Source organism: Kitasatospora sp. GAS1066B, assembly GCF_041262605.1.
In the GTDB taxonomy this organism is placed as follows: domain Bacteria; phylum Actinomycetota; class Actinomycetes; order Streptomycetales; family Streptomycetaceae; genus Kitasatospora.
Window position 1 is genome coordinate 127,124 of sequence record NZ_JBGCCO010000025.1, and the last position, 22,902, is coordinate 150,025.

Genomic DNA, 22,902 nt, shown 5'->3' on the forward strand with positions numbered 1-22,902 from the left:
CCGTCTTAAGTCAGGGCCGAACCCTTGACCTCCCAGTTGGTCTAGTCCACTTTATTGGCAGGTCCGTACGACACCCCGCCCCCGCGCTCCCCCACACCGTGCGCGGGCCGGGTCCCCCACTGCCATTTCCTGGAGAGGTTCCGATGGAACGCGCCCAGCTACCCGCCGCTCCCGCCACCCCGACCGCCCCCTCGACCGACACAGCAGGGCGGCACCGCAGACGCCGCACCACCGCCGTCACCACCGGTCTGGCCACCCTGGGCCTGCTGGCGGGCACGCTCGCCGCGCTGGCCGGCGGCGGCTCCGCGCTCGCCTCCTCCGTCGCCCCGACCGCTGCCGGCGGCGCGCTGACCAGCAACTGGTACGCCTCCGCGCCGTATCTGATGCCAGAGGACAACAGCGCGCCGGACGCCGGCGCGGTGATGGACGCCAGCGGCCAGAAGGCCTTCCAGCTGGCCTTCATGCTCGACTCCGGCGGCTGCAACCCCGCCTGGGGCGGCACCTCCTCGATCGACACCGACACCACGATCCCGGCCGTGATCCAGCAGATCCGGGCCAAGGGCGGCGACGTCTCGGTCTCCTTCGGCGGCTACGGCGGCAACAAGCTCGGCCAGGGCTGCGGCACGCCGGAGGCCACCGCCGCCGCCGAGCAGAAGGTGATCACCAAGTACGGGCTGCACGCGATCGACTTCGACCTCGAGGAGCCGGAGTACGAGAACAGCGCGGCGATCCACAACGAGATCGGCGCGGCGAAGATCCTGCAGGCGAACAACCCCGGGATCTACATCTCGATCACCACGGCCGGCACCACCGCCGGCACCGGCTGGTTCGGCACCCAGATGCTGAACGAGGCCAAGTCGCAGGGCTTCACGCCGAACAACTACTCGATCATGCCGTTCGACGGCGGGTTCAACGGCGGCGCCGCCCAGGTCGCCGCGCTGACCTCGTTCAACAGCATCCTGCAGACCACCTTCGGCTGGAGCGCGGCGACCGCCTACGCCCACGAAGGCGTCTCGATGATGAACGGGCGCACCGACGCGGCCGAGTACTTCAGCCAGGCGGACTTCCAGACCGTGTTGAACTTCGCGACCGCCAACGGGCTGGCCCGCTACACCTTCTGGTCGGTCAACCGGGACCGGCAGTGCACGCCGGTGGTCGACCCCGGGCTGTCCGGCTCCTGCTCCGGTGTGGTGCAGAACCCCTGGGACTTCACCAAGTACACCGTGCAGTTCGCCGGGGCCACCCCGCCCACCACGCCGCCGACCAGCGCGCCGCCCACCAGCGCGAGCCCGGGGATCTGCACCCTGCCGGCCTGGAGCGCGAGCAGCACGTACACCAACGGCGACAAGGTCTCGTACAACGGGCACGACTACCACGCCAAGTGGTGGACGCAGAACGAGGTCCCGACCGCCAGCGGGCAGTACGGGGTCTGGGCCGACGACGGTCCGTGCTGACGAGGGTCTGACCTCGGCTCATGAACGGCGACCGCCCGGGCGAGAGAGCACCCGGGCGGTCGCCGTTCTCATGGTTGCGCCGTTCTCAGGGTTGCGCCGGTCCGAGGGCTGTCGGAGGGCTGCCGGTCAGGCGGCGTTCTCGAAGACCGGCAGGTAGCCGAGCGACTGGCCGTCGGCGGTGGGGTGGTAGCTCTCGTCGATGGGCAACGTGGTGCTGTGCAGCCACTCGTCGTTGCTGCAGATCTCGTGGCCGCTGAAGGCGCTGCGGACGTCCGCGAAGGTGAAGCCGGCGTTGGCCGCTGCCTTGTTGATCACCGTGTCGAGGGTGTCGGCGGCACCGTTGATCGCGGTGCGCGAGGTGTCGCTGATGCCGAACCAGCAGCTCCCGGGGACCTCGTAGAGGTGCGGGTAGCCGAGCACCACGACATGGGCGTTCGGCGCCTTGGCTCTGATCGCCGAGTACACCTGGCCGAGCTGGCCGGGCAGGGTGTTGTCGGCGTAGGACTCGTCGGTGGCGACCGAGCTCAGGCAGGCGCTGGTGCCTTGGAGCACGCAGGTCTCCATGGTGCTGGCGAATCCGGCGTCGTTGCCGCCGATGGTGATGCTGATCAGCGTGGTGCTGGAGTTCACCGCCGAGAGCTGGCTGTTCAGCACGTCACCCGTCTTCGCGCCGGAGCAGGCGACGAAGCTGAAACTGGCCGGGCTGTTGGCCGAGCTCCACAGCTCGGGGAAGGCGTTGTAGCTGCGGCTGCAGTTGCCGCTGGAGCTGTCGTAGTTTCCGGCGCCTACGCCGGCCGCGTAGGAATCACCGAGGGCGACGTAGTTGACCGACGCCGCGTTGGCGGGTGAGGCGAGAAAGAGGGTGGCCACGGCGAGCAGCAGAGCCATGACGCCGCCGGAGACAGCACGGATGGGACGCATTGCACCTCCATCGAAGCGGGAGCGTGACGCGGGTTACTCCGTGGTACCAGTGACGCCGAGTCTCGGGAAGTGCCCATGCCAAATATGTTGACGGGAATTCTCGTTCAGGGAGCTGAAGTTGGCCGCGATGTCGGTTCTGCGTCGAATTTCCGGAGCGAGGCTTGAGGCGGGCTCGAAATACGCCGGAAATACGCCGGCCGCCCGCCGCCCGTGTGCCGATCGTGTGGACGAGCCAGGAACCTTTACGCGCAGACCACTTCGAGTTCAAATCCTTGACGGTCCACCAGGTGCACGGTCTCGCCGGTGTCCACCCGCAGCGTCCAGCCGGCGGCGAGCGCGGCGCCCACGGCCGAGCGTGAGCCGTGCACCGCCAGATGGTTGAGCCCGGCGCGCAAGCGGTCGTGCCCGCCGGGGCGCAGCGCCGGTGACTGCTCCAGCACCAGGTAGGAGTCACCCAGTCGCCAACTGCGGCCGGCCTCCCAGCTCTGGAACGGCGCACAGCCGAGCGCGAGCATCACTGGTGCCCACTGCCCCTCGGCCGCCGCCAGGTCGTCGACCCAGAGTTCGACGTGATGGATGAGACCGCCGTTCGGCCCAGGCATGTGAACGTCCCCCCCTCGAATGGCCATCAGATGGTCACCGACCCTAACCGACCGTGCGTGGCGACTCACCGGAAAACCGCACGCCTCGCCGCACCTGTCGCCGGACCGATCGGCGCACCACGGCCACCACACGCACACCACACGCACACCACGGCGCCCTGGCGTCAGCTGGTGGCGACGCGTCAGCCGGCTGCGGGAAAGACCTCACACCCCGTCACCGGCAGCTCCTCGATCACCTCGTTGGCGGACTCCGGCACGCCGAGCCGGCTCACCGCCACCTGCACCGCGGCGCGCGCCTGCCGCAACCCCGGGGCACCCCAGCCGAGCAGTTCGACGGCCAGACCCGGGGCCACCAGCAGCCGCCGGTAGTGCCGCCCGGACGCCGGATCCGGCAGGCTCGGGCCCACCTCGCGCAGCGCGGCGGCCATCCGGACCCGGGCGCACTCATGGCCGCCGTTCGCCGAGCCGACCCGGTCGTACAGGTAGCCCAGGTAGTGCGCGGGACCGATCACCGCCTGCGCCTCCTCGGCCGCCTCCCGGGCCAGCGCCGCCCCGGGGTCGCCGGCGTCCTCCGCCTCCAGCGAACCGCCGGGCAGGCTGACGATGCCGTCCTTGGGGTTGACCAGGGTCAACACCCGCCCGTCGGGCGCGAAGAGCCAGCCCCAGGACTGCTTGACCGGCAGCCACTCCGGCACCGCCTCACCCGGGCGCCAGGGCCAGCCGGCGGCGGGGCGACGCCGGATGAGACCCAGCAGCTCGGCGATCTCCGCGCTGTACTCGATCCGCTGCATAGCTCCCCCTCCGGTGTCGGGCCCGTCGGGCCGGCTGGTCAGCTGCGGTGGTCGGCACTCCGGCGCGGGATCGGGGTTCGCGCGGGGTCCGACCTGTTGATCTTCCCCGAACAGGAGGGCGATGAACAGTCCTCACACCCGCTCGGGGCACGCCGGCGCGCCACCAGGAGCCGCTGATCAGCTCACGCCCACGGCTCATTCCCGCTCCACGAAGCGCCCGGCAGCGGGAACCCGGGCCGCACCCGGATCGGCCCGCCCGCCGCCGGCCCCGCCGCCCGGTTCGGCAGCCGGGCCAGCGCCACCCGCACCCCGCCCGCGTCCAGCGGCAGCAGCCGCCCGGCGTCGAGCGCCCACCCGCGCACCGTCGGCCCCCGGGCCGGCGGGCGCTCGCTGCGGGCCAGCAGCTCGCCGCCGCCGCGCGCCGCCAGCCCCGCCGCCAGCGCGGTCTGGAAAGCCGCCACCAGCCGCGGCCCGGCCGCCCAGCGCCCGCGCTCGACGCACGCCGCCAGCACCGCCGTCTCCCCCTCGCCCGGCACCAGGCTGAGCCGGTGGCACCCCTCCCCCAGCCCGGCGGCCAGCGCCCGGAGCAGCACACCGGCCCGTTCCAGGATCCGCGCCACCGGCCCGGCCGCCCCGCCCAGCGCCTGCCGCAGCCGCTCCCGGGCCAGCGAGATCCGCACCCGGGCCAGGTGGTCCTCGACCAGCTCGGGCAGCAGCTCGGCCAGCGGCTCGCCGCGGTACACGAACGGCTCGCCGGCCAGCTCCGGATCGCCCGCGTACGCGACCCGGGCCGACGCCTCGCCCGGTGCCAGGCCGCGCACCGCGCAGAAGTCCGCGTAGTCCGTCGGCTCCAGCACCCGCAGGTGCACCTCGACGCCCTCCGCCGTCATCGCCCGCAGCCGGCACTCGGCCCGCCGCAGGTAGCGGCCGAACTCCCCACCGGCGAACAGGCCGAGCCCGCGGAGCGCCCGGTAGTCCACCGGGTCGGCCACCACGGCGACGGCCACCGGCTGCGCGCCCCCGCCGCCGTGCCCGAACGGCCCCGGCAGGCCGAACAGCACACCCACCGCCGGCTCGCGAGGCACCGCCCGCACTGCCCGCACCGTCCTCGTCATGATCATCACGCCCTTCCGGGAGCCGCCCAGGTGATCCGGTCGATCGCCGTCGAACATACAGAGCGCCACTGACAGTCGACGCTCGGTCACCATTTCCGGCTCACCTGGGGCCCCTGGGGCGGTCGACCATCCGTGAGTTGGCCATCAGTGTCAGGGCTCCCCGCTAGGGTCGGGGCCATGCGACTGCTGCATACCTCCGACTGGCATCTGGGCCGCTCCTTCCACCGGGAGAGCCTGCACGACGCCCAACGCGCCTTCCTCGACCACCTGGTGGCCATGGTCGAGGCGCACGACGTCGATGCCGTGCTGGTCGCCGGCGACGTCTACGACCGGGCGCTGCCGGGCCTGGAGGCGGTCGCGCTCTTCGACGAGGCGCTGCACCGGCTCGCCGACCTCGCCGTGCCGACGGTCTTCATCAGCGGCAACCACGACTCGGCCCGGCGCCTGGGCGTCGGTGCCGGGCTGATCGAGCGGGCCGGCATCCACCTGCGGACCGATCCCGACTCCTGCGCCACCCCGGTGCTGCTCGCCGACCGGCACGGCGAGGTCGCCGTCTACGGCCTGCCGTATCTGGAGCCGCTGCTGGTGCGCGAGCGGTTCGGCCTGCCGCGCGGCGGGCACGCGGCCGTGCTCGAAGCGGCGATGGACCAGGTCAGGGCTGATCTGGCGGTCCGCCCCACGGGCACCAGGGCGGTGGTGCTGGCGCACGCCTTCGTCACCGGCGGCGCGCCCAGCGACAGCGAGCGGGACATCGCGGTGGGCGGCGTGGCGAGCGTGCCCGCGAGCGTCTTCGACGGCGTGCACTACGCGGCGCTCGGCCACCTGCACGGCGCGCAGACCCTGGCCCCGCACCTGCGCTACAGCGGCTCCCCGCTCGCCTACTCCTTCTCCGAGGCCCGCCAGCGCAAGACCATGTGGCTGGTCGACCTGGCCGCCGACGGCTCGGTGGCCGCCGAGCGGATCGACTGCCCGATGCCGCGCCCGCTGGCCTGCCTGCGCGGCCCGCTGGAGCAGCTGCTCGGCGACCCCGAGCTGGCCGAGCACGAGCAGTCCTGGGTCCAGGTCACGCTGACCGACCCGGCCCGCCCGAGCGAGCCGATGGAGCGGCTGCGCCGCCGGTTCCCGCACACCCTGCAGCTGCTCTTCGAACCCGAGCGGGCACCCGACCAGAGCCCGGCCTCCTACGCCTCGCGGGTGCGCGGGCGCGCCGAACTGGAGGTGGCCGAGAGCTTCGTGCGCCATGTCCGCCCGGGCGTCGAGCTGGCACCGCGCGAGCGCGACTGGCTGCGCGACGGGTTCGAGCGGGTCCGCACCGACCAGGAGCAGCGGGCGGAGCTGCCCCGATGAGACTGCACCGGCTCTCCCTCACCGCCTTCGGCCCGTTCGCCGGCCGCCAGGAGGTGGATTTCGACGCGCTCGCGGCCGGCGGTCTCTTCCTGCTGCGGGGCGCCACCGGCGCGGGCAAGAGCAGCGTGCTCGACGCGGTCTGCTACGCCCTCTACGGCGAGTTGCCCGGCACCCGCCGGGCGAACCGGGTGCGCAGCGACCACGCCGACCCGCAATGCCTGACCGAGGTCACCCTGGAGCTGACGCTGGGCGGCCGCCGCCTGGAGATCACCCGGCTGCCCGAGCAGCCGCGCCCGAAGAAGCGCGGCAGCGGCTGGACCGTCGAGAAGGCGCAGACCCTGCTGCGCGAGTGGGCTGCGGACGGCGACCGGGGCGAGCCGGGCTGGCGGGCGGCCAGCAAGTCGCACCAGGAGACCGGCGAGGAGATCCTGCGGCTGATCGGGATGAGTCGGGAGCAGTTCTGCCAGGTGGTGCTGCTGCCGCAGGGCGATTTCGCCCGCTTCCTGAAGGCCGACGCGACCCAGCGCGCCGAGCTGCTCGGCAAGCTCTTCGACACCGAGCGCTACCGCCGGCTGGAGGCCTGGCTCGGCGAGCGGCGCCGTGACCACGAGACGGCGGTCCAGGCCGACCGGCGCCGGCTGCGCGAGCTGGTCAGCCGGATCGAGCAGGCGGCGGGTCCGGCGGCCCGCCCCGCCGCGGCGTTCCTGCCCGCCGAAGGCGAGGTGGGCACCGACGACGGCGCGCTCACCCAGGCGGCGCTCGGCTGGGCCGCCCTGCTGCGCACCGACGCCGCCGAGTGGGCCCAGGTCAGCGCCTCGGCACTGACCTGGGCCGAGGCGCGCCAGCTGGCCGCCGAGCACGAGTTGACGGCCCAACAGGAGCTGGCCGGCCGTCAGCAGCGTCACGCCGAGGCGCTGCGCCAGGCCACCGAGCTGGCCGCGACCCGGGAGCAGGAGGAGTCCGAGCAGCGCCGGCTGACGCTGGCCCAGGCCGCACTCGCGGTCGAGTCCGCACTGCGTGGGCGCCGCGCGGCGGCCATCGCCGACGAGGGAGCCCGGGCGGGCGAGGAGCGGAACCGGCAGCGGCTCGCGGCGCTCTGGGATCCGGCGCAGGCCGTCGCCGCCCCCGTCGAGTTGCTGGCCAAGGTCGAGGGTGAGGTGCGGGCCGCGATCGGCCGGCTGGAGTCCGCGGCCGCCGACGAGCGGCGCGGCGCCGCGCTGGCGGCGGACCAGCGGCGCGAGGCCGCCGAGCTGCGCCAGGCCGAGGAACTGGCCCAGGAGGCCGAGCGCTGGCTGGCCGAGCAGCAACTGGCCGCCGAGAGCCGGGCGCTGCGCGAGGAGACGGCGCGCGCCGCCGCCGCCCGGGCCGAGCAGCTGAGCGGCCGGCGCGAGGAGGCCGAGCACTGCCTGGCCGCCGCCCACCGGCGCGACGAGCTGCGGGCGGCCGGCGAGCGCGCCGAGCGCTCCCTGCTGAGCCTGCAGCGGGTCGCGCTCACCGCCCGCGAACACACCCTGGACCTGCGGCAGCGCCGGCTGGACGGGATGGCCGCCGAGCTGGCCGACCGGCTGCGCGCGGGCGAGGCCTGCCCGGTCTGCGGCGCGAGCGAGCACCCGGCGCCGGCCGCCCCCACCGCCGCACCGGTCCGCGCGGCCGACGAGCGGGCCGCGGTCGAGGCCCAGCAGCGCGCCGAGCACGAGGCCGCGGCGGCCGAGGAGGAGCTGACCGGGCTCCGGGTCGCGGCGGCCGCGGCCGAGGCGACCGCCGGCGAGGAGCCGGTCGCCGCGATCGGCGCACGCCTGGACGAGCTGACCCTCGCGCACCGCGCCGCGCTGCGCGGCGCCGAGGAGCTGACCGCGCTGCTGCAGGAGCGCGAGCGGCTGGAGCGCCGGCAGCAGCACTACAGCACCCAACTGCACGAGAACCGCGAGCGGGTGGCCGCCCGGACCGCCCGGCTGGAGCGGCTGGCCACCGAACGGACCGAGCTGGCCGAGCGGGTCGCCGAGGCGCGCGGCGACGCCCCGTCGGTGGCGGCCCGCGCCGAGCGGCTGGGCCGGCTCGCGGACGCCCTCGCCGGCACCGCCCAGGCAGCCAGGGCCGCCGAGCAGGCGGCGGCCCAGCTGCGCGAGGCCGAGCGGGAGTTGGCGCTGACCGCGCGCAACGCCGGCTTCGCGAGCCCGGATCAGGCCGCGGCGGCCGGGCTGCCCGCCGAACAGCTGGCGGCACTGCGCCACCGGCTGGCCGAGCGCGCCGCCCATCGCCGCGCCGTCCAGGACGAGTTGGCCCGCCCCGAGGCGGCGGCCGCCGCCGCGTTGCCGCCGGCCGACCCGCCGGGTGCGCAGCAGGCGCTGCGCCAGGCCGTCGCCACGCTGCGCGGTGCGGCCGCCACCGAGCACGAGGCCCGTGAGCGGCGCACCGCCCTGGCCGGGCTCGGGCAGCAGCTCGGCCGGCTGGCCACCGAGTTGGGCCCACGGCTGGCGGCCTTCGGCGAGATCAGCCGGCTGGCCCAACTGGCCGGCGGTACCAGCGGCGACAACCGCCTGAAGATGCGCCTGGAGTCCTACGTGCTGGCCGCCCGGCTGGAGCAGGTCGCGGCCGCGGCCAGTGCCCGCCTGGTCCGGATGTCCGGCGGCCGCTACACCCTGGTGCACAGCGACGAGCGGGGCCCGGGCAGCCGCCGCTCGGGCCTGTCCCTGCTGGTGGTCGACGCCTGGACCGGCACGGAACGGGACACCGCCACGCTCTCCGGCGGCGAGAGCTTCTTCGCCTCCTTGGCCCTGGCCCTGGGCCTGGCCGACGTGGTGACGGACGAGGCGGGGGGCATGCCGCTGGACACCCTCTTCATCGACGAGGGCTTCGGCACCCTGGACGAGCAGGCCCTGGAGGAGGTGATGGACGTGCTGGACGGGCTGCGCGAGCGTGACCGCGCGGTCGGGATCGTCAGCCACGTCGCCGACCTGCGCCAGCGGATCCCGACCCAGCTGCTGGTCCGCAAGTCCCGCCACGGCTCGACCCTGCAGCTCACCGGGCCGGACGCGGCCTGACGCGACTCCCCGACCGGCCGGAGGTGCCCGCCTCGGACGGCGCGGATGACGCGGACGGCGCCCGGCGACTGCTGCTCGCCGTCAGCCCGAGCAGGCCCCGCGCTGCGCCTGCTGCCAGGCGCAGCGGGCGCACAGGGTGCTGCCCGGCGTACCCGCCGGGAACTCGGTGGGCTCGCCGCACAGGACGCAGTCCGCGCGGGGGCCGGCGGCCGGGTCGGCGGCGGCGAGGGCGATCAGGGTGGCGTCGGCCGCACCCGGGGCAGCGCAGTAGGAGGTGTCGGTGCTCTCGGCGGCGTCGGTCATGCCACCCATCATCCCAGGAACGAGAGCCGCACCGTCCGGCGCGGGTTGTCGCGGTTGGTGTCGATCAGCACCACCGACTGCCAGATGCCGAGGGCCATCCGGCCGTCGATCACCGGCAACGTGGCGTGCGGGGCGACCAGGCCGGGCAGCACGTGGTCGCGACCGTGGCCGGGACTGCCGTGGCGGTGGCGCCAGCGGTCGTCGGCGGGCAACAGGTCGCGCAGCACGGCGAGCAGGTCGTCATCGCTGCCGGCGCCGGTCTCCAGCACCGCCACGCCGGCGGTGGCATGCGGGACGAACACGTTGAGCAGGCCGTCCCGGCCGGGCGCGACCTCAGCCAGGAAGTCCGCGCAGCGGTCGGTGATGTCCAGGGCGACCTCGCGGTCGCCGGTGGTGATCTCGAAGGTCCGGGTCTGGAAGGTGTCGGCCATGGCGCCATCCTCCGTCGCGGGCCGGGCCGGCGACAAGCGTGGTCGCCGACGGCGGGACAGGGATTCAACTCCCGTCGACGGCGCCCGGCGACCTGGCCCCGGCCGGGTGACCTACCCCCGGCTGCCGAAGAGACTGCGCTTGAGCCGCCGCAGCGGGGCCAGCAGCAGCACCCGAGTGGTGCGGCGCGGCGCGGCATGCGGGCTCACGCCACGAGGCGTCAGCTCTCTTATCAGGCCGAGCGCCTCCGCGGTGTCGACCACGGGGACGGCAGGCGCGCCGAGTACGGACAGGTGGCGCTCGATGCGCCGCCCGGTCGTGCCCACGCCGCACTGAATGGCCGGCACGCGGGGCCTGTTCCGCACTTGCATCTGTTCCATGATTTTCCCACCCCTACGAGGCGCCAGGGCCGTGAGGCGAAGACTATCCGTGAGAGACGGTCCTCACGCAACCGTCCTGGTGTTCAGTCACCGTATCGCGTGATGACAACTCACGTGGCATCAGGGACCCCTGGCTCGGTCACGACTGAGCATCGATAAGCGTCCGCGATCCGGGCAAACCACCCGATCCCGGTCGGCATTCGCCACGTCCACGTCACTTCCGCAGCGCCGACGAGGTTTCTGACGGGCCGTCGAACCCGTGCCCTGACGTGACGTCAGACCGACAGACCGTCAGACCGTCAGACCGGCCGGACCGGCCGGACCAGCGAGCCTTCGGAACCGCCCACCCGAGCCCACCCGAGCCGCGCCGGGACGCGCCGAGCCCTGCCGCCCGGCGCGCCTCCAGGCCGGGTAGCTTTCGGAAACTGAATGCTCACGGGGGATTGACGCGCCCGTTATGTCCAAGCAGTATCTGTTCTGAGCCAGCACGAGTGGGCGGGATCACAGTATTCTCACTCAAGGTTTCGACTGGTGAACATAGAGCTTCCACCACTTTCCTGGGTCCACTGTCCGGCCGCCCCGATGTCGCGGCGGCCCGGCTTCAGGCGGTGGAGGATCGGCGGCCGGCCGCTGAGGGTCGGCCAGGCCGCCAACGGCCGCCGGTGTCGCCGCTTTCGGCGCGGCACCGGCGCCCGTCGTGTCCGGCGTCGTGCCGTGACATGCCGGAAGCATTTCACCGCCGTGCCGGCGCGTTCCACGGCCTCGATAGAGTGACGGACGTGCCTCCCCTCCTCAGCATCGTCGTCCCCGTCCATGGCGTGGAGCAGTTCCTGCCGCGCTGCCTGGACTCGATCCTGGCCGGCCAGCGGAGCGAGGACTTCGAGGTGATCGCGGTCGACGACCGCTCCCCCGACGGCTGCGGCGCGATCCTGGACGACTACGCCGCCCGCGACCCGCGCCTGCGGGTGCTGCATCTCACCGAGAACCAGGGCCTGGGCGGCGCCCGGATCGCCGCGCTGCCCGAGGCGCGCGGCAGCTACCTCTGGTGCGTGGACAGCGACGACTGGCTTCCCGAGGGTGCTCTGGACGCCGTCCTCACCGAACTGCGCGCCGAGCGACCCGGCGAGCTGGACGTCCTGTTGACCGGCTTCAGCCACGTCTACCCGGACGACAGCACCGAGCCCAACCCCTGGCGCCACCTGCTGGCCGGCTCGCCGCTGGAGCGCCCCGAGGGCGCCACCCTGCGCGAGCACCCGGCGCTGCTGCGCACGGTGCTCTCGGTCTGGAACAAGATCTTCTACCGCGAGTACCTGGACGGCCTGGACGTCTCCTTCGGCCGCGGCTTCTACGAGGACATCTCGGTCACCTACCCGGCCCTGCTGGCCGCCCGCCGCCTGCGCTACCTCGACCGCGACTGCTACAACTACCGCCGCGGCCGCCCCGGTGCGATCACCGCCACCGCCTCCGCCAAGCACGCCGACGCGTTCGCCCAGTACGAGGCGATCTTCGCCTTCCTGGACCGCCGCCCCGACCTCGCCGACCTGCGCGGCCTGGTCTTCGATCGGACCGTCCGGCAGGCGCTCACCATCTACGACACGCCCGGCCTGGTCCCCGCCGAGCTGCGCCGGGACTTCTTCCACCGGATCGCCGCGCACTTCGCCGCCCACCGCCCGCCCGGCTACCGCTACCCGGGCGGCGTGCAGGGCATGCAGTACCGGCTCGCGGCCCGCGACGCACGCCTGGGCTACGACGAACTGCGCCGGGCGGGGCGGCTACCGCGCACCCTGAAGGCGAGCCTGCGCGGAAGCCGCGGCTGAGAGCGGCCGAGCGTTTCAGGCCTCCCCCAACCCCGCCTCCTCCAGGTCCAGCGCGTGCTGCAGGGCCGCCCGGGTGGCCTCGCTGATCCGCCGGTCGGCGTACAGGCGGTGCAGCTCGCCGCTCTCCAGCGCGATCAGGTCGCGCCGCAGCCGGCGGTAGTCGAGCACGGTGGCCTCGTCCTCGGGCGGCTCCTCGTCCGAGAGCCGCATCCGGGCGTGGTCGAGGCGGGCCTCCAGGTCGCGTCGCATCCGCTCGGCCACCACCTCCTGGACCGCCTCGGCGTCCACCATCGACTCCAACCGCTCCAGCGCGACCCGCAGCACCGCCTTGGCGGCCCGCGCCTCCTCCCGCGCGGTGGCCTCCGGCTCCAGCGCGATGCCGGAGGCCCGCACCACCGGGGCCAGTGTGAAGCCCTGGACGATCAGGGTGCAGGCGACCACGGCGGTGGTGAGCACCAGGACCAGCTCGCGATAGGGCAGCGGGGCGCCGTCCGGACCCAGCAGCGGGATGGTCAGCGCCGCCGCCAGCGGCATCACGCCGCGGGTGCCGGCCCAGGTCATCACCGCCGGCACCCGCCAGTTGACCGGGGGACCGCCGGCCGCGGCCCGGCGCCGTTGCAGGAACCAGGCCATCGGGAAGACCCAGATCAGCCGGATCAGCAGCACCGCCACGGCGATCAGCAGGGCCTGCCAGAACCAGCCGCCCTCGGCCGCGGTGAGGTCGTGCAGCAGCCCGGGCAGCTCCAGGCCGATGATCGCGAAGACCACGCTCTCCAGCATGAAGACCACCGTGCGGTAGACCGCGTGCACCTGGAGCCGGATCCGGGCGTTGGTCAGCCGGTGCCCCTGGGCGCCCAGCGCCACGCCGACGACCACCACGGCGGTGACTCCCGAGGTGTGCAGGTCCTCGGCCACCACGTACGCGGCGTACGGGGTGACCAGGGCGATCACGGTCTCCAGCACCGGGTCCTCGGTCCGGGCCCGGATCGCCGCGATCACGCCCGCCAGCAGGCCGCCGACCGCCGCGCCGCCACCGGCCAGCAGCAGGAACTCGCCGCCGGCGGCAGGCAGCGACAGGGCCCCGGCCGTGGTCGCCAGGCCGACCGCGACCTTGAAGAGCACCAGGCTGGTGGCGTCGTTGAAGAGGCTCTCGGACTGCACCAGGGTCTGCACCCGGGCGGGCAACGAGAGCTTGCGCCCGAGCGCGGTGACCGCGACCGGGTCGGTGGAGGCCAGCACGGCGCCCAGCACGAAGGCCATCGAGGACGGCAGCGGGGTGAGCCAGGCGGCTATCGCGCCGACCGTGAAGGCACCGGCCAGCACCAGGCCGAGGGCGAGCAGGGTGACGGGCCGCCAGACCGCCTTCAGCTCACGCCAGGAGATCTCCTCGGCGGAGGCGTAGAGCAGCGGCGGCAGCACCACCACGCTGATCACCTCGGGCGGCACCTGGAATCGCGGCATGAACGGCAGCAGGCCCGCCAGTACCCCGGCCACCACCAGCAGCGAGGGCGCCGGGATGCTCCAGTGCCGGGCCCCGGTGGCGACCGCCGTGGCCAGCACCACGAGCAACAGGACCGTCGTGACTCCGCTCACCCTGCCGCGTCCTCCTGCCTAGCTGATGGTATGAAAGGTCATTCTAGAAAACGTGTCAGTCGGCGCCGGGACGGTCCAGGACCGGGTGCCCGGGGAGGGTCCGCATGATCAAGATCGTCACCAAGCTCGTACTCAAGCCGCTCGCCAAGGCCGTCTACCGGCCGACCGTCGAGGGCCTGGAGAACGTGCCGCGCAAGGGTGGGGTGATCCTGGCCAGCAACCACCTGTCGTTCATCGACAGCGTGGTGATCCCGCTCACGGCACCACGTCCGATCAGCTTCCTGGCCAAGGCGGAATATTTCACCGGGACCGGCTTCAGGGGCCGGATGTCCCGGGCTTTCTTCAAGGCGATCGACGCCGTCCCGGTGCAGCGCGGCGAGATCCACCTCGCCCAGGCCGCTTTGAACGCCGCGCTGGAGATCCTGGAGGAGAAGAACGCCTTCGGGATCTACCCCGAGGGCACCCGCTCACTGGACGGGCGGCTCTACCGGGGCAAGACGGGCGTCGCCTGGCTGGCGCTGACCGCGGGCGTCCCGGTGGTGCCGGTGGCGCTGGCGGGCACCGAGGAGATCCTGCCGGTGGGCAGGCGCCGGCCCCGGCTGCGCAAGGTGACGGTGCGCTTCGGTGAGCCGCTGGACTTCTCCGAGCTGCACGGCCAGGCCCGCTCGGCCAAGGTCCGCCGCCAGGTGACCGACCAGGTGATGGCCGCGATCCACGAGCTGTCCGGGCAGGAACTCGCCGAGGTCTACAACGAGTCGCCCAAGGCCGCCTGAGCCGAGGCGCCCACGGCGACCGGCTCGCCGCCCGCCGCCCCGACCGCCGCCGGCTCGACTCCCGCCGGCTCGCCCTCCCCCGGTGCCTCCCGGCGCAGCAGCGCCGCGTAGCGGCCGCCGCGGTCGAGCAGCTCCTGGTGAGTACCCAGCTCCACCACCCGGCCGGCGTCCAGCACCGCGATCTGGTCGGCCTGCCGGACCGTGGAGAGCCGGTGCGCGATGGTGATCGTCGTGCGCCCCACCGCCAGCGCGTCGATCGCCTGCTGGACCGCCCGCTCGGTCTGGTTGTCCAGCGCGCTGGTGGCCTCGTCCAGGATCAGCACCGGCGGATTGCGCAGGATGGTCCGGGCGATCGCCAGCCGCTGCTTCTCGCCGCCGGAGAAGCGGTAGCCGCGCTCGCCGACCAGGGTGTCGTAGCCGTCCGGCAGACCGGCGATGTGGTCGTGGATCTGCGCCGCCCGCGCGGCCTCGACCAGCTCCTCGTCGGTGGCGTCGGGCTTGGCGAAGCGCAGGTTCTCGGCGACCGAGGCGTGGAACAGGTAGGTCTCCTGGGAGACCACGCCGACCGCCGAGGAGAGCGTCTCGAAGGCCAGCTCGCGCACGTCCACGCCGTCGATGGCGACCCGGCCGCCGGTCACGTCGTACAGGCGCGGCACCAGGTAGCTGAGCGAGGTCTTGCCGGAGCCGGTCTCGCCGACCAGGGCCAGCGAGCTGCCCGCCGGCACGGTCAGGTCGATGTCGGCCAGCGTGCCGGCCGGGCGCTCGGGGTCGTAGCCGAAGTCCACGTGGTCGAACCGGACCTCGCCGTGCACGGCGGGCAGGCGCACCGCGTCGGCGGGCTCGGCGATCTCCACCGGCAGGTCCAGGTACTCGAAGATCCGCTGGAAGAGCGCCAGCGAGGTCTGCACGTCCACGCCGGTGGAGAGCAGCTGGACGGAGGGGCGGAAGAGCGCCTGCTGGAGCGTGACGAAGGCGACCAGGGTGCCGATCGAGACGATCGGCGCGCCGCCGCTCGCGGCCAGGCCGGCCGCCCAGTAGATGACGGCGGGCATCGCGGCCATCACGATCTGGATCACGTTCATCCGCCAGCGCCCGGCCATGCTGGCGCGGACCTCCAGCTCGGCCAGCTCGTCGCTCTGCTCGGTGAACTCGCGGGAGAGCGAGCCGGAGCGGCCCATGGTGCGGCCGAGCAGGATCCCGCTGACCGACAGCGACTCCTGGACGGCCGAGGAGAGCCGGGCCAGCTGCCGCTGCCGCTCGGTGGTGATCTTGCGACGCTCGTTGCCGACCCGGCGGCTGATCCAGACGAAGAGCGGGAGCAGCAGCAGCGAGACCACGGTCAGCCGCCAGTCCAGCGCGGCCATCGCGACCACGGTGGCGACCACGCTGGTCAGGTTGGAGACCAGCGAGGTGGCGGTGGAGGTGACGGTGGACTGCATGCCGCCGATGTCGTTGGCGATCCGGGACTGCACCTCGCCGGTGCGGGTCCGGGTGAAGAAGGCCAGCGACATCCGCTGCAGGTGGGTGTAGACGCCGGTGCGCAGGTCGTGCATGACCCGCTGGCCGACGGTGGTGGAGATCAGCGTCTGCAGCACGTTGAAGACGCTGTTGACCACGGCGGCCGCGATCATGCCGAGCGCGAGCAGGCTGAGCAGGCCGGTGCGGCCCTGCGGTATCGCCACGTCGAGTACGGCTCGCAGCAGGAACGGGGTGGTCACCGAGACCACGGCGGAGGCGCCGACCAGCAGCCCGACCACCGCCAGTCGCCCTCGATAGGGACGGAACAGCGCCAGGATCCGGCGCATCTGCGCGGGTGGGCGCGGCTCGTCCGGTTCGCGGGCGGGCGGTGTCCAGTTGATGGTGTCGGGCCTCATGAAACCTCCGAGGGGACGGCGATATGAAGAGGATAGCTCATTGTTAGCTGACCTAATAATGAGCTACGCCCACTCGTTATTCCGAGCCTCCCCACTTCGGTCTACAGAACACTGTCAGTCCGCCCGATATGTCCGGGCCGCCTTCGAGGAGAGGCCGCCGAGCCCGCCCGCCGGCAGCAGCCGGGCGATCGCCACCACCAGCTTGTACCGCCTGCTCGGCACCGACAGGCTGCGGCCCCGGGCCAGGTCGCGCAGCGCCTCGTCCACCACGCGCTCGGCCGAGAGCCAGCCCCAGGCCGGGATGTTCCTGGTGCCCATGCCGGCCCGCTGGTGGAACTCGGTACGGGTGAAGCCGGGGCAGAGCGCCAGCAGCCGCACCCCGCTGCCGGCCAGGTCGCGTGCCGCGCCCAGGGTGAAGTTGACCATCCAGGCCTTGCTCGCCCCGTAGGTCCCGCGCGGCACGAAGGCCGCGACGGAGGCCACGTTGACCACGCCGCCGAAGCCGCGCTCGCGCATCCCGGGCACCGCCGCCGTGGTCAGCCGCAGCACCGCCTCGATGTGCACCTTGACCATGTCCAGCTCCTGCTCCAGCGGGACGCTCAGGTAGGCGCCCTTGTTGCCGAAGCCGGCGTTGTTGACCAGGATCCCGATCGGTCGCTCGCCGTCCCGCAGCCGCTCCTCGACCGCGCCGATCCCCGCCTCGGTGGCGAGGTCGGCGGTGAGCACCTCGGTCCGCACGCCGAAGCGGTCGGCCAGCGCCGCGGCGGCCGCGGTCAGCCGCTCGGTGTCGCGGGCGACCAGCACCAGGTCATGGCCGTCACCGGCCAGGCGGCGGGCGAAGGCGGCGCCGATACCGGCGGTCGCGCCGGTGATGAGAGCAGTTGTCATGGCGCGACGCTAGCGGGTCGCGCCGACCCGCGTCACTGACGGGTCGTCAGGCCTTCGCGGCCGCCGCCCGGGCCCGCAGCTGGCGCATCCGGCGCCGGTACAGGCGGTGGAAGCGCTGCAGCGCGACGAACTCGTCCATCCGGTTCGCCAGCGTCAGCTGGTACTTGACCCGCAGCGGGGTGCGCAGGTCGCGGATCCGCTCGACGCCGATCGCCTCCAGCAGCCGGCTGACGTGCTGCTGGTAGAGCGCGCGGTACGCCTTGTCGCCGTCCGGCACCCACCAGAAGAACATCGGGATCTCCTCGACCAGGCAGTTGTGGTCGTAGGAGCGCAGGTGCTCGGCGAACTTCGGCTCGGGGCGGGCCAGCAGCCACTCGCGGACCAGCTCCATCGAGCGGACCCGGTCGACCAGGCCCCTGGGGTTGGTGCGCCCCTGGGTGATCGACGGGTCGTCCAGCTCGCGCTCGCGCCAGTGGTAGATGTGCTCGGCGAGCACGTCCACGGCGCCGGCCAGGTAGTGCAGCGGCACGCTGACCGGGGCGTCCTCGTACAGGATGCCCTCGGGGTACAGGATCCCGGCGCCGTCGAAGAAGTCGCGCCGGTAGACCTTGTTCCACGCGGTGCGGTCGGTGACCAGCGACGGTAGCTCGGTGACGTGGGTCTTCAGCCGGGTCTGCCGGAACGGCTTGACGTGGGCGCCGGACTGGTAGGAGCCGGTGGAGCGGAAGCGCAGCACGTTGCCGGCCGCGAAGTCCGAGCCGGTCTTGTCCAGCGTGCCGATCATCAGCTGGTAGGCGCCGCGCGGCAGGGTGTCGTCGCTGTCCACGAAGGCCAGGTACTCGGTGCCCTCGGTCAGGTGCCGCCAGCCGGTGTTGCGGGCCGCCCCCAGGCCCTTGTTCTCCTGCTGGACCAGCCGGAACCGCGCGTCCTTGGCGGCGTACACCTTCGCGATGGCGGCGCTGGTGTCGGTCGAGCCGTCGTCGACCATGACGCACTCGAAGTCCTCGAAGGTCTGCGCGGCGATCGAGTCGAGGCACTCCTCGAGGTAGCGCTCGACGTTGTAGATCGGGACGACGACGGAGAGGCGAGGGGCCATCGGCTGCGCGGGCCTTTCGACGATCAGGGGGCGCGATCGGACGATCGAGGGCGTGCGATCGGCCGGTGGCCGGTCGCCGGAGAGCGACCGGCCGACGGTGGGACGACGGCCGATCCTACCGCTCGGCCCGACTGCCCCGGGACGCCTCGTCGGCGGCCCCGCCCGCACCCACCGGGCGCAGCCGGGCGGCGGCGGTGGCGGCCAGCCGGGGCGCCATCCGGGCCACCTCGCGGGAGCCGACGGCGGCGACCAGCGGCGGCAGGATCCAGCGCACCGGCTGCATGCCGCGCAGCCAGGCCTGGGCGTAGACGTGCGCGGAGCGGCGGGCGATCCCGGCCACCAGCCGGTCCACCGCGGGCCCGATCGGGTAGGTCCGGTTGGCCGGCCAGGGCAGCTTGGCGCGCATCTCGCGCATCACGTCGTCCTGGTCGGCGCCGCGCACCATGTCGGTGTCGGTCCAACTGAGGTAACCGACCCCGACCTTGACGCCCTGGTACGCCACCTCGGCGCGCAGCGCGTGCGCGAAGGCCTCGACGCCCGCCTTGCTCGCGCAGTAGGCGCTCATCAGCGGCGCGGGGGTCATCGCGGCCAGTGAGGCGATCTGCAGCAGGTAGCCGCGGGTCTCGGTGAGCGCGGGCAGGAAGGCGCGGGCGGTGGTGACGCTGCCGAGCAGGTTGACCTCGATCACCCGGCTGTAGGCGGCCGGGTCGCTGTCCAGCAGCGGTCCGCCGATCGCGATGCCGGCGTTGGCCACCACGGTGTCGATCCGGCCGTAGCGCTCCTTGATCTGCTGGGCCACGGCGCTCAGCGCGACCAGGTCGGTGACGTCGGCCTCCCAGCTGGTGGCCTCGGGGCCGCACTGCTCGGCGGCGGCCTTGAGCTCGGCGGGCTCCAGGCCGACCAGGGCCACCCGGGCCCCGCGGTCGGCCAGCCGGCGGGCCATCAGGGCACCGAGGCCGCGGGCGGCGCCGGTGACGACGACGACCTGGGCGTTCAGCGGCGGAACAGTCATGCGACGTCGGTCCTCTCGCGGGTCACGTCAGTGGTCAGGTACGTGGTGACGAGGCGGCGGATCTCGGCGCCGACCTCGTCGGGGCGCTCGACGGGGGCCATGTGCCCGACGCCGGGCAGTTCGGTCAGGCCGTCGGACCGGCGCAGCGCGGCGCGCATGGCGTGGGCGTGCACCGGCGGGGTGAGCTTGTCGTGGCTGCCGACCACGATCGCGGTGGGCGCCTCGATCATGGTCAGGCCGGGCCGGACGTCCAGTTCGCCGAGCACCCGCGCCCAGTGGGCGCGCACCGGGGTGGGGCAGGTGTGCACGATGGCGGCGCAGGCGGCGACCCGCTCGGCGGGGGTGGCGGGCCCCATCGTGCCGTACTTGAGCAGCGCCTTGGAGAGGCCGGTGACCGGGCCGAGCGGCAGCCGGGACTGCAGGACCTGACGGTGCAGCAGGCGCCGCACGGCCGGTGCGCGCACCGCCGGCGGGACCAGGAGCAGCAGGTCGGTCAGGTCGTTCGGGCCGGTGCTGCAGAGCAGCACCGCCGCCGTCCGGGCGGCCACCGCACCGCGGCCGCCGGCCGCCATGATGGTCATCCCGCCCATGCTGTGACCGGCCAGCACGGCCCGCTCCCCCTCGGGCAGCACCCGGGTGACCACCGCCTCCAGGTCGTCGGCCAGGGCCCGGGTGGAGTAGCCGTCCCGGGTGGCGGGTATGTCGCTGCGGCCGTGGCCGCGCTGGTCGTAGGCGATCACCCGGTGGTCGGTGGCCAGCCGGTTGACCACCGGGGCCCAGAACGCGGAGTTGCAGGTCCAGCCGTGGGAGAGGACGACGGTCGGGGCGCCGGCGGGGCCGAAGGCCTCGACGTTCAGCCAACTGCCGTCGGCGGAGCGGACCCGCAGGCGCTCGGCGGGCTCGGGCAGCACGAGATCGGAGTGGTTCACGCGTGGACCTCCACGGGGGCGGCGGGCACCTGACGCTTGATCAGGTCGTACTCGGCCAGGTCGATCCGGCGGGTGGCGCGGCGGAAGGCGCCGGTGGAGCCGGGCCACAGGGTGGTGTTCTTGCCGTCCTCGGTCAGGTACCAGCTGCGGCAGCCGCCGGTGGTCCAGACGGTGCGGGACATCTTGTGCTGCAGGCGCTGGTTCCAGTGCCGCTGGGCCCGTTCGGTGGGCTGCAGGGCGGTGGCGCCCACCGAGCGCAGCGTGCTGAGCGCGTCGATCAGGTAGTTCAGCTGGGACTCGATCATCAGGATCATCGAGCTGTTGCCGAGCCCGGTGTTCGGACCGATCACGAAGAAGAGGTTGGGGAAGCCGCGCACGGTGGAGCCGCGCAGCGCCTCCATTCCCTCCTTCCACTCCTCGGCCAGGCTCTGTCCCTGGTCGCCGAAGACCTTGGCGCCGATCGGCATGTCGGTGACGTGGAAGCCGGTGCCGAAGATGATCACATCGGCCTGGTGCTCGCTGCCGTCGGCCGCCACCAGGGTCGAGCCGCGCACCTCGCGCAGCCCGGACGCCACCACCTCGCTGTTGGGCGCGGCCAGCGCCGGGTAGTAGGTCTGGCTGAGCAGGATCCGCTTGCAGCCGATCCGGTAGTCGGGGGTGAGCTTGGCCCGCAGCCGCGGGTCGCGGACCTGCTGGGCCAGGTGCCGCTCGGCCAGCTTCTGCACCAGCTTGAGCGCGCCCGGGCGGCGCACGAAGGCGTCCACCTGCAGCTCGCGGGTCGCGAAGAGGGCCGCCCGGCGCAGCGCGGTGGTGGCCGGCAGGGCCCGGTGCACCCGCTTCTCCAGCGCGCTGATCTCCCGGTCGACCTTCGGCAGCACCCAGCCGGGAGTGCGCTGGAAGAGCGTCAGCTTGCCGACCCTGGGCTGGATCGCGGGCACGATCTGGACCGCGGAGGCGCCGGTGCCGACCACCGCGACCCGCTTGCCGGTCAGGTCGAGGTCGTGGTCCCACTGCGAGGAGTGGAAGACCTGGCCGGGGAACTCGGCCAGCCCCGGCACCTCGGGGACGGACGGGTCGGAGAGCGGCCCGGTGGCGGAGACCAGCGCGTCGGCGGTCCACTCGCCGCCCGTGGTGGTGACCCGCCAGCGGGTCCGCTCGGCCTCCCAACGGGCCTCGGTGACCTCGTGGTTCAGCCGCAGGTGCGGGCGCAGGCCGAAGGTGTCGGTGACCCGCTCCAGGTACGCGCGGATCTCCCCCTGTCCCGAGAAGCTGCGCGGCCAGTCGGGGTTGAGCGCGAAGGAGAAGGAGTAGAGGTGCGAGGGGACGTCGCAGGCGCAGCCCGGGTAGCTGTTGTCGCGCCAGGTGCCGCCGACCGCGTCGGCCCGCTCCAGGATCACGAAGTCGGTGATGCCGGCCCGGCGCAGCCGCACGCCGGCGCCGATTCCGCCGAAGCCGGAGCCGATCACGGCGACACTGACGTGCGGGGTGGCGTCGGGTGACTGCGGGCTGGTGCGTTGCTCGGAGCTGCTGGCTGCCATGCGGCGGGTCCTCTCTGGGGGGCGCCTAAGCGTACGAGGAGGCCAATCGCGCCAGTGATTACTGGCACGATTGGCAGGGTAGCTGTTGACAGCGCGTCTAGGAAGACGTCCGACCGAGCCGATTTCCCGCCCCTGGCGCCCTATGCTGACGACGTGGCGGAGATCGAGAGCGAAGCGGCCGGTCCGCGCGAGTACCGGGTGGCGGAGCTCGCGGCGGCCGCCGGCATCACCACCCGCACCCTGCGCTTCTACCGCGAGCGCAAGCTGCTGCCGCCACCGCGCAAGGAGGGCCGGATCGCCTGGTACGGCGAGGCGCACCTGGCCCGGCTGCGGGTGATCGCCGAACTCCTGGAGCGCGGTCACACGTTGGGCGGCATCGCCGAGCTGATCGGCGCCGGCGAGCGCGGCCGGGACGTGGCCGAGCTGATCGGCCTGGAGGCCGCGATCATCTCCCCCTGGTCGGACGAGACCCCCGTCTCGCTGAGCTGGGACGAGCTGCGCGACGCCTTCGGCGATCAGCTCACCGAGGCCAACACCGCCGAGTCGCTGGCCCAGGGGTACATCACGGTCACCGACGACGGCATCACCCATGTCAGCCGGCGGCTGATGGACGCCACCGTCGCGCTGATCGAGGAGGACATCCCGCTGGCCGCCGTGCTGGACGCCAGCCGCAAGGCGCAGGAGTACGCGGACGCGATGGCCGAGGTCTTCGTCGGCCTGATCCGCGACCAGCTGCTCGCCGCGCTGGCCGCCGACCAGCCGCTGCCGCCGGGCGAGGCCGCCCACCTGACCGAGCAGGTCACCCGGATCCGCCCGCTGGCCCGCACGGTGGCGGACGCCCAGTTCGGCCTCGCGCTGGACCGCCGGGTGCACGCCGAGTACGACGGGCTGCTGCGCCGACGACGCTAGCTTGATCTTTAACCTGTGCGGCGGGGGCGAGGGGTGTTGGACTTCTTCGTCTTCTTCGCTGCTGGCTTCGTCGTGCCTGTCTTGCGGGCT

At 73.3% G+C, this 22,902-nt stretch carries 20 protein-coding genes; 6 read left to right on the plus strand and 14 right to left on the minus strand.

Annotated elements, in window-relative coordinates; genetic code table 11:
- Positions 1-143: 143 nt before the first annotated feature.
- Positions 144-1,454, plus strand: coding sequence for a carbohydrate-binding protein (locus ABH937_RS26460; RefSeq protein ID WP_280691590.1), 1,311 nt, complete (start codon positions 144-146; stop codon positions 1,452-1,454).
- Positions 1,455-1,580: 126 nt separating this feature from the next.
- Here the strand turns inward: ABH937_RS26460 and ABH937_RS26465 are convergent, their stop codons facing one another.
- The 4 genes from ABH937_RS26465 to ABH937_RS26480 all read right to left on the minus strand — a co-directional run bounded on the left by ABH937_RS26465 (position 1,581) and on the right by ABH937_RS26480 (position 4,889).
- On the minus strand, positions 1,581-2,375 hold the full coding sequence (locus ABH937_RS26465; protein ID WP_370146155.1) for an SGNH/GDSL hydrolase family protein: 795 nt from the start codon (positions 2,373-2,375) through the stop codon (positions 1,581-1,583).
- Positions 2,376-2,617: 242 nt separating this feature from the next.
- Complete coding sequence (locus tag ABH937_RS26470; protein ID WP_280691591.1) at positions 2,618-2,977, minus strand: glyoxalase; 360 nt, start codon at positions 2,975-2,977, stop codon at positions 2,618-2,620.
- Between the two features lie 182 nt (positions 2,978-3,159).
- The gene (locus tag ABH937_RS26475) at positions 3,160-3,768 is read right to left on the minus strand and encodes a hypothetical protein (protein WP_280691592.1); all 609 of its coding nucleotides are present in this window, start codon (positions 3,766-3,768) and stop codon (positions 3,160-3,162) included.
- Between the two features lie 182 nt (positions 3,769-3,950).
- On the minus strand, positions 3,951-4,889 hold the full coding sequence (locus ABH937_RS26480; protein WP_370219699.1) for a hypothetical protein: 939 nt from the start codon (positions 4,887-4,889) through the stop codon (positions 3,951-3,953).
- A 171-nt stretch (positions 4,890-5,060) separates the two neighbouring features.
- On the opposite strand from ABH937_RS26480, the gene ABH937_RS26485 reads away from it, so the two are divergent.
- Together ABH937_RS26485 and ABH937_RS26490 are read left to right on the plus strand one after the other, a co-directional pair.
- The gene (locus ABH937_RS26485) at positions 5,061-6,230 is read left to right on the plus strand and encodes an exonuclease SbcCD subunit D (RefSeq protein WP_370219700.1); all 1,170 of its coding nucleotides are present in this window, start codon (positions 5,061-5,063) and stop codon (positions 6,228-6,230) included.
- Positions 6,227-9,271, plus strand: coding sequence for an AAA family ATPase (locus ABH937_RS26490; RefSeq protein ID WP_370219701.1), 3,045 nt, complete (start codon positions 6,227-6,229; stop codon positions 9,269-9,271). Before ABH937_RS26485 ends, ABH937_RS26490 begins: the two co-directional genes overlap by 4 nt.
- An 81-nt stretch (positions 9,272-9,352) precedes the next feature.
- Here ABH937_RS26490 and ABH937_RS26495 read toward each other — a convergent pair whose 3' ends face one another.
- From ABH937_RS26495 to ABH937_RS26505, 3 genes are all read right to left on the minus strand, one after another.
- Positions 9,353-9,574 carry a hypothetical protein gene (locus ABH937_RS26495; RefSeq protein WP_370219702.1) on the minus strand — a complete coding sequence of 74 codons (222 nt, stop codon included), beginning with the start codon at positions 9,572-9,574 and terminating at the stop codon, positions 9,353-9,355.
- 8 nt (positions 9,575-9,582) lie between these two features.
- A complete protein-coding gene (locus ABH937_RS26500) occupies positions 9,583-10,005 on the minus strand; it encodes a YjbQ family protein (protein ID WP_280691597.1) in 423 nt (140 codons plus the stop codon).
- A gap of 111 nt (positions 10,006-10,116) precedes the next feature.
- Positions 10,117-10,383: a hypothetical protein gene (locus ABH937_RS26505; RefSeq protein ID WP_280691598.1), complete on the minus strand. Its 267-nt coding sequence runs from the start codon at positions 10,381-10,383 to the stop codon at positions 10,117-10,119.
- A 779-nt stretch (positions 10,384-11,162) separates the two neighbouring features.
- Here ABH937_RS26505 and ABH937_RS26510 point away from each other — a divergent pair.
- A complete protein-coding gene (locus ABH937_RS26510) occupies positions 11,163-12,200 on the plus strand; it encodes a glycosyltransferase family 2 protein (protein WP_370219703.1) in 1,038 nt (345 codons plus the stop codon).
- A gap of 15 nt (positions 12,201-12,215) precedes the next feature.
- Here the strand turns inward: ABH937_RS26510 and ABH937_RS26515 are convergent, their stop codons facing one another.
- Positions 12,216-13,793 carry a Na+/H+ antiporter gene (locus ABH937_RS26515; protein ID WP_370219704.1) on the minus strand — a complete coding sequence of 526 codons (1,578 nt, stop codon included), beginning with the start codon at positions 13,791-13,793 and terminating at the stop codon, positions 12,216-12,218.
- A 104-nt stretch (positions 13,794-13,897) separates the two neighbouring features.
- Between ABH937_RS26515 and ABH937_RS26520 the strand changes: the two genes are divergently transcribed.
- Positions 13,898-14,566 (plus strand): lysophospholipid acyltransferase family protein, encoded by a 669-nt coding sequence (locus tag ABH937_RS26520; protein ID WP_370219705.1) that lies wholly within the window; start codon positions 13,898-13,900, stop codon positions 14,564-14,566.
- Here ABH937_RS26520 and ABH937_RS26525 read toward each other — a convergent pair.
- The 6 genes from ABH937_RS26525 to ABH937_RS26550 all read right to left on the minus strand — a co-directional run bounded on the left by ABH937_RS26525 (position 14,539) and on the right by ABH937_RS26550 (position 21,903).
- Positions 14,539-16,440 carry an ABC transporter ATP-binding protein gene (locus tag ABH937_RS26525; protein WP_370219706.1) on the minus strand — a complete coding sequence of 634 codons (1,902 nt, stop codon included), beginning with the start codon at positions 16,438-16,440 and terminating at the stop codon, positions 14,539-14,541. The two genes, ABH937_RS26520 and ABH937_RS26525, sit on opposite strands and share 28 nt — an antisense overlap.
- Before the next feature lie 114 nt (positions 16,441-16,554).
- Positions 16,555-17,328: an SDR family NAD(P)-dependent oxidoreductase gene (locus ABH937_RS26530; RefSeq protein WP_370219707.1), complete on the minus strand. Its 774-nt coding sequence runs from the start codon at positions 17,326-17,328 to the stop codon at positions 16,555-16,557.
- Positions 17,329-17,374: 46 nt separating this feature from the next.
- Positions 17,375-18,424, minus strand: coding sequence for a glycosyltransferase family 2 protein (locus tag ABH937_RS26535; RefSeq protein WP_370219708.1), 1,050 nt, complete (start codon positions 18,422-18,424; stop codon positions 17,375-17,377).
- A 115-nt stretch (positions 18,425-18,539) separates the two neighbouring features.
- On the minus strand, positions 18,540-19,436 hold the full coding sequence (locus ABH937_RS26540; protein WP_370219709.1) for an SDR family oxidoreductase: 897 nt from the start codon (positions 19,434-19,436) through the stop codon (positions 18,540-18,542).
- The gene (locus ABH937_RS26545; protein ID WP_370219710.1) at positions 19,433-20,365 is read right to left on the minus strand and encodes an alpha/beta fold hydrolase; all 933 of its coding nucleotides are present in this window, start codon (positions 20,363-20,365) and stop codon (positions 19,433-19,435) included. Before ABH937_RS26545 ends, ABH937_RS26540 begins: the two co-directional genes overlap by 4 nt.
- A complete protein-coding gene (locus ABH937_RS26550) occupies positions 20,362-21,903 on the minus strand; it encodes a flavin-containing monooxygenase (protein WP_370219711.1) in 1,542 nt (513 codons plus the stop codon). The genes ABH937_RS26545 and ABH937_RS26550 overlap by 4 nt, the downstream gene beginning before the upstream one ends.
- A 153-nt stretch (positions 21,904-22,056) precedes the next feature.
- On the opposite strand from ABH937_RS26550, the gene ABH937_RS26555 reads away from it, so the two are divergent.
- Entirely contained in the window at positions 22,057-22,812 is a 756-nt protein-coding gene (locus ABH937_RS26555) for a MerR family transcriptional regulator (RefSeq protein ID WP_280691608.1), read from the plus strand.
- Positions 22,813-22,902: the final 90 nt, after the last annotated feature.

Coding starts and splice junctions, on each gene's coding strand:
- ABH937_RS26480 (WP_370219699.1), bottom strand. CDS start 4,889: ATGATCATGACGAGGACGGTGCGGGCAGTGCGGGCGGTGCCTCGCGAG.
- ABH937_RS26495 (WP_370219702.1), bottom strand. CDS start 9,574: ATGACCGACGCCGCCGAGAGCACCGACACCTCCTACTGCGCTGCCCCG.
- ABH937_RS26485 (WP_370219700.1), top strand. CDS start 5,061: ATGCGACTGCTGCATACCTCCGACTGGCATCTGGGCCGCTCCTTCCAC.
- ABH937_RS26535 (WP_370219708.1), bottom strand. CDS start 18,424: ATGGCCCCTCGCCTCTCCGTCGTCGTCCCGATCTACAACGTCGAGCGC.
- ABH937_RS26550 (WP_370219711.1), bottom strand. CDS start 21,903: ATGGCAGCCAGCAGCTCCGAGCAACGCACCAGCCCGCAGTCACCCGAC.
- ABH937_RS26470 (WP_280691591.1), bottom strand. CDS start 2,977: ATGCCTGGGCCGAACGGCGGTCTCATCCATCACGTCGAACTCTGGGTC.
- ABH937_RS26530 (WP_370219707.1), bottom strand. CDS start 17,328: ATGACAACTGCTCTCATCACCGGCGCGACCGCCGGTATCGGCGCCGCC.
- ABH937_RS26500 (WP_280691597.1), bottom strand. CDS start 10,005: ATGGCCGACACCTTCCAGACCCGGACCTTCGAGATCACCACCGGCGAC.
- ABH937_RS26475 (WP_280691592.1), bottom strand. CDS start 3,768: ATGCAGCGGATCGAGTACAGCGCGGAGATCGCCGAGCTGCTGGGTCTC.
- ABH937_RS26460 (WP_280691590.1), top strand. CDS start 144: ATGGAACGCGCCCAGCTACCCGCCGCTCCCGCCACCCCGACCGCCCCC.
- ABH937_RS26505 (WP_280691598.1), bottom strand. CDS start 10,383: ATGGAACAGATGCAAGTGCGGAACAGGCCCCGCGTGCCGGCCATTCAG.
- ABH937_RS26540 (WP_370219709.1), bottom strand. CDS start 19,436: ATGACTGTTCCGCCGCTGAACGCCCAGGTCGTCGTCGTCACCGGCGCC.
- ABH937_RS26465 (WP_370146155.1), bottom strand. CDS start 2,375: ATGCGTCCCATCCGTGCTGTCTCCGGCGGCGTCATGGCTCTGCTGCTC.
- ABH937_RS26520 (WP_370219705.1), top strand. CDS start 13,898: ATGATCAAGATCGTCACCAAGCTCGTACTCAAGCCGCTCGCCAAGGCC.
- ABH937_RS26490 (WP_370219701.1), top strand. CDS start 6,227: ATGAGACTGCACCGGCTCTCCCTCACCGCCTTCGGCCCGTTCGCCGGC.
- ABH937_RS26525 (WP_370219706.1), bottom strand. CDS start 16,440: ATGAGGCCCGACACCATCAACTGGACACCGCCCGCCCGCGAACCGGAC.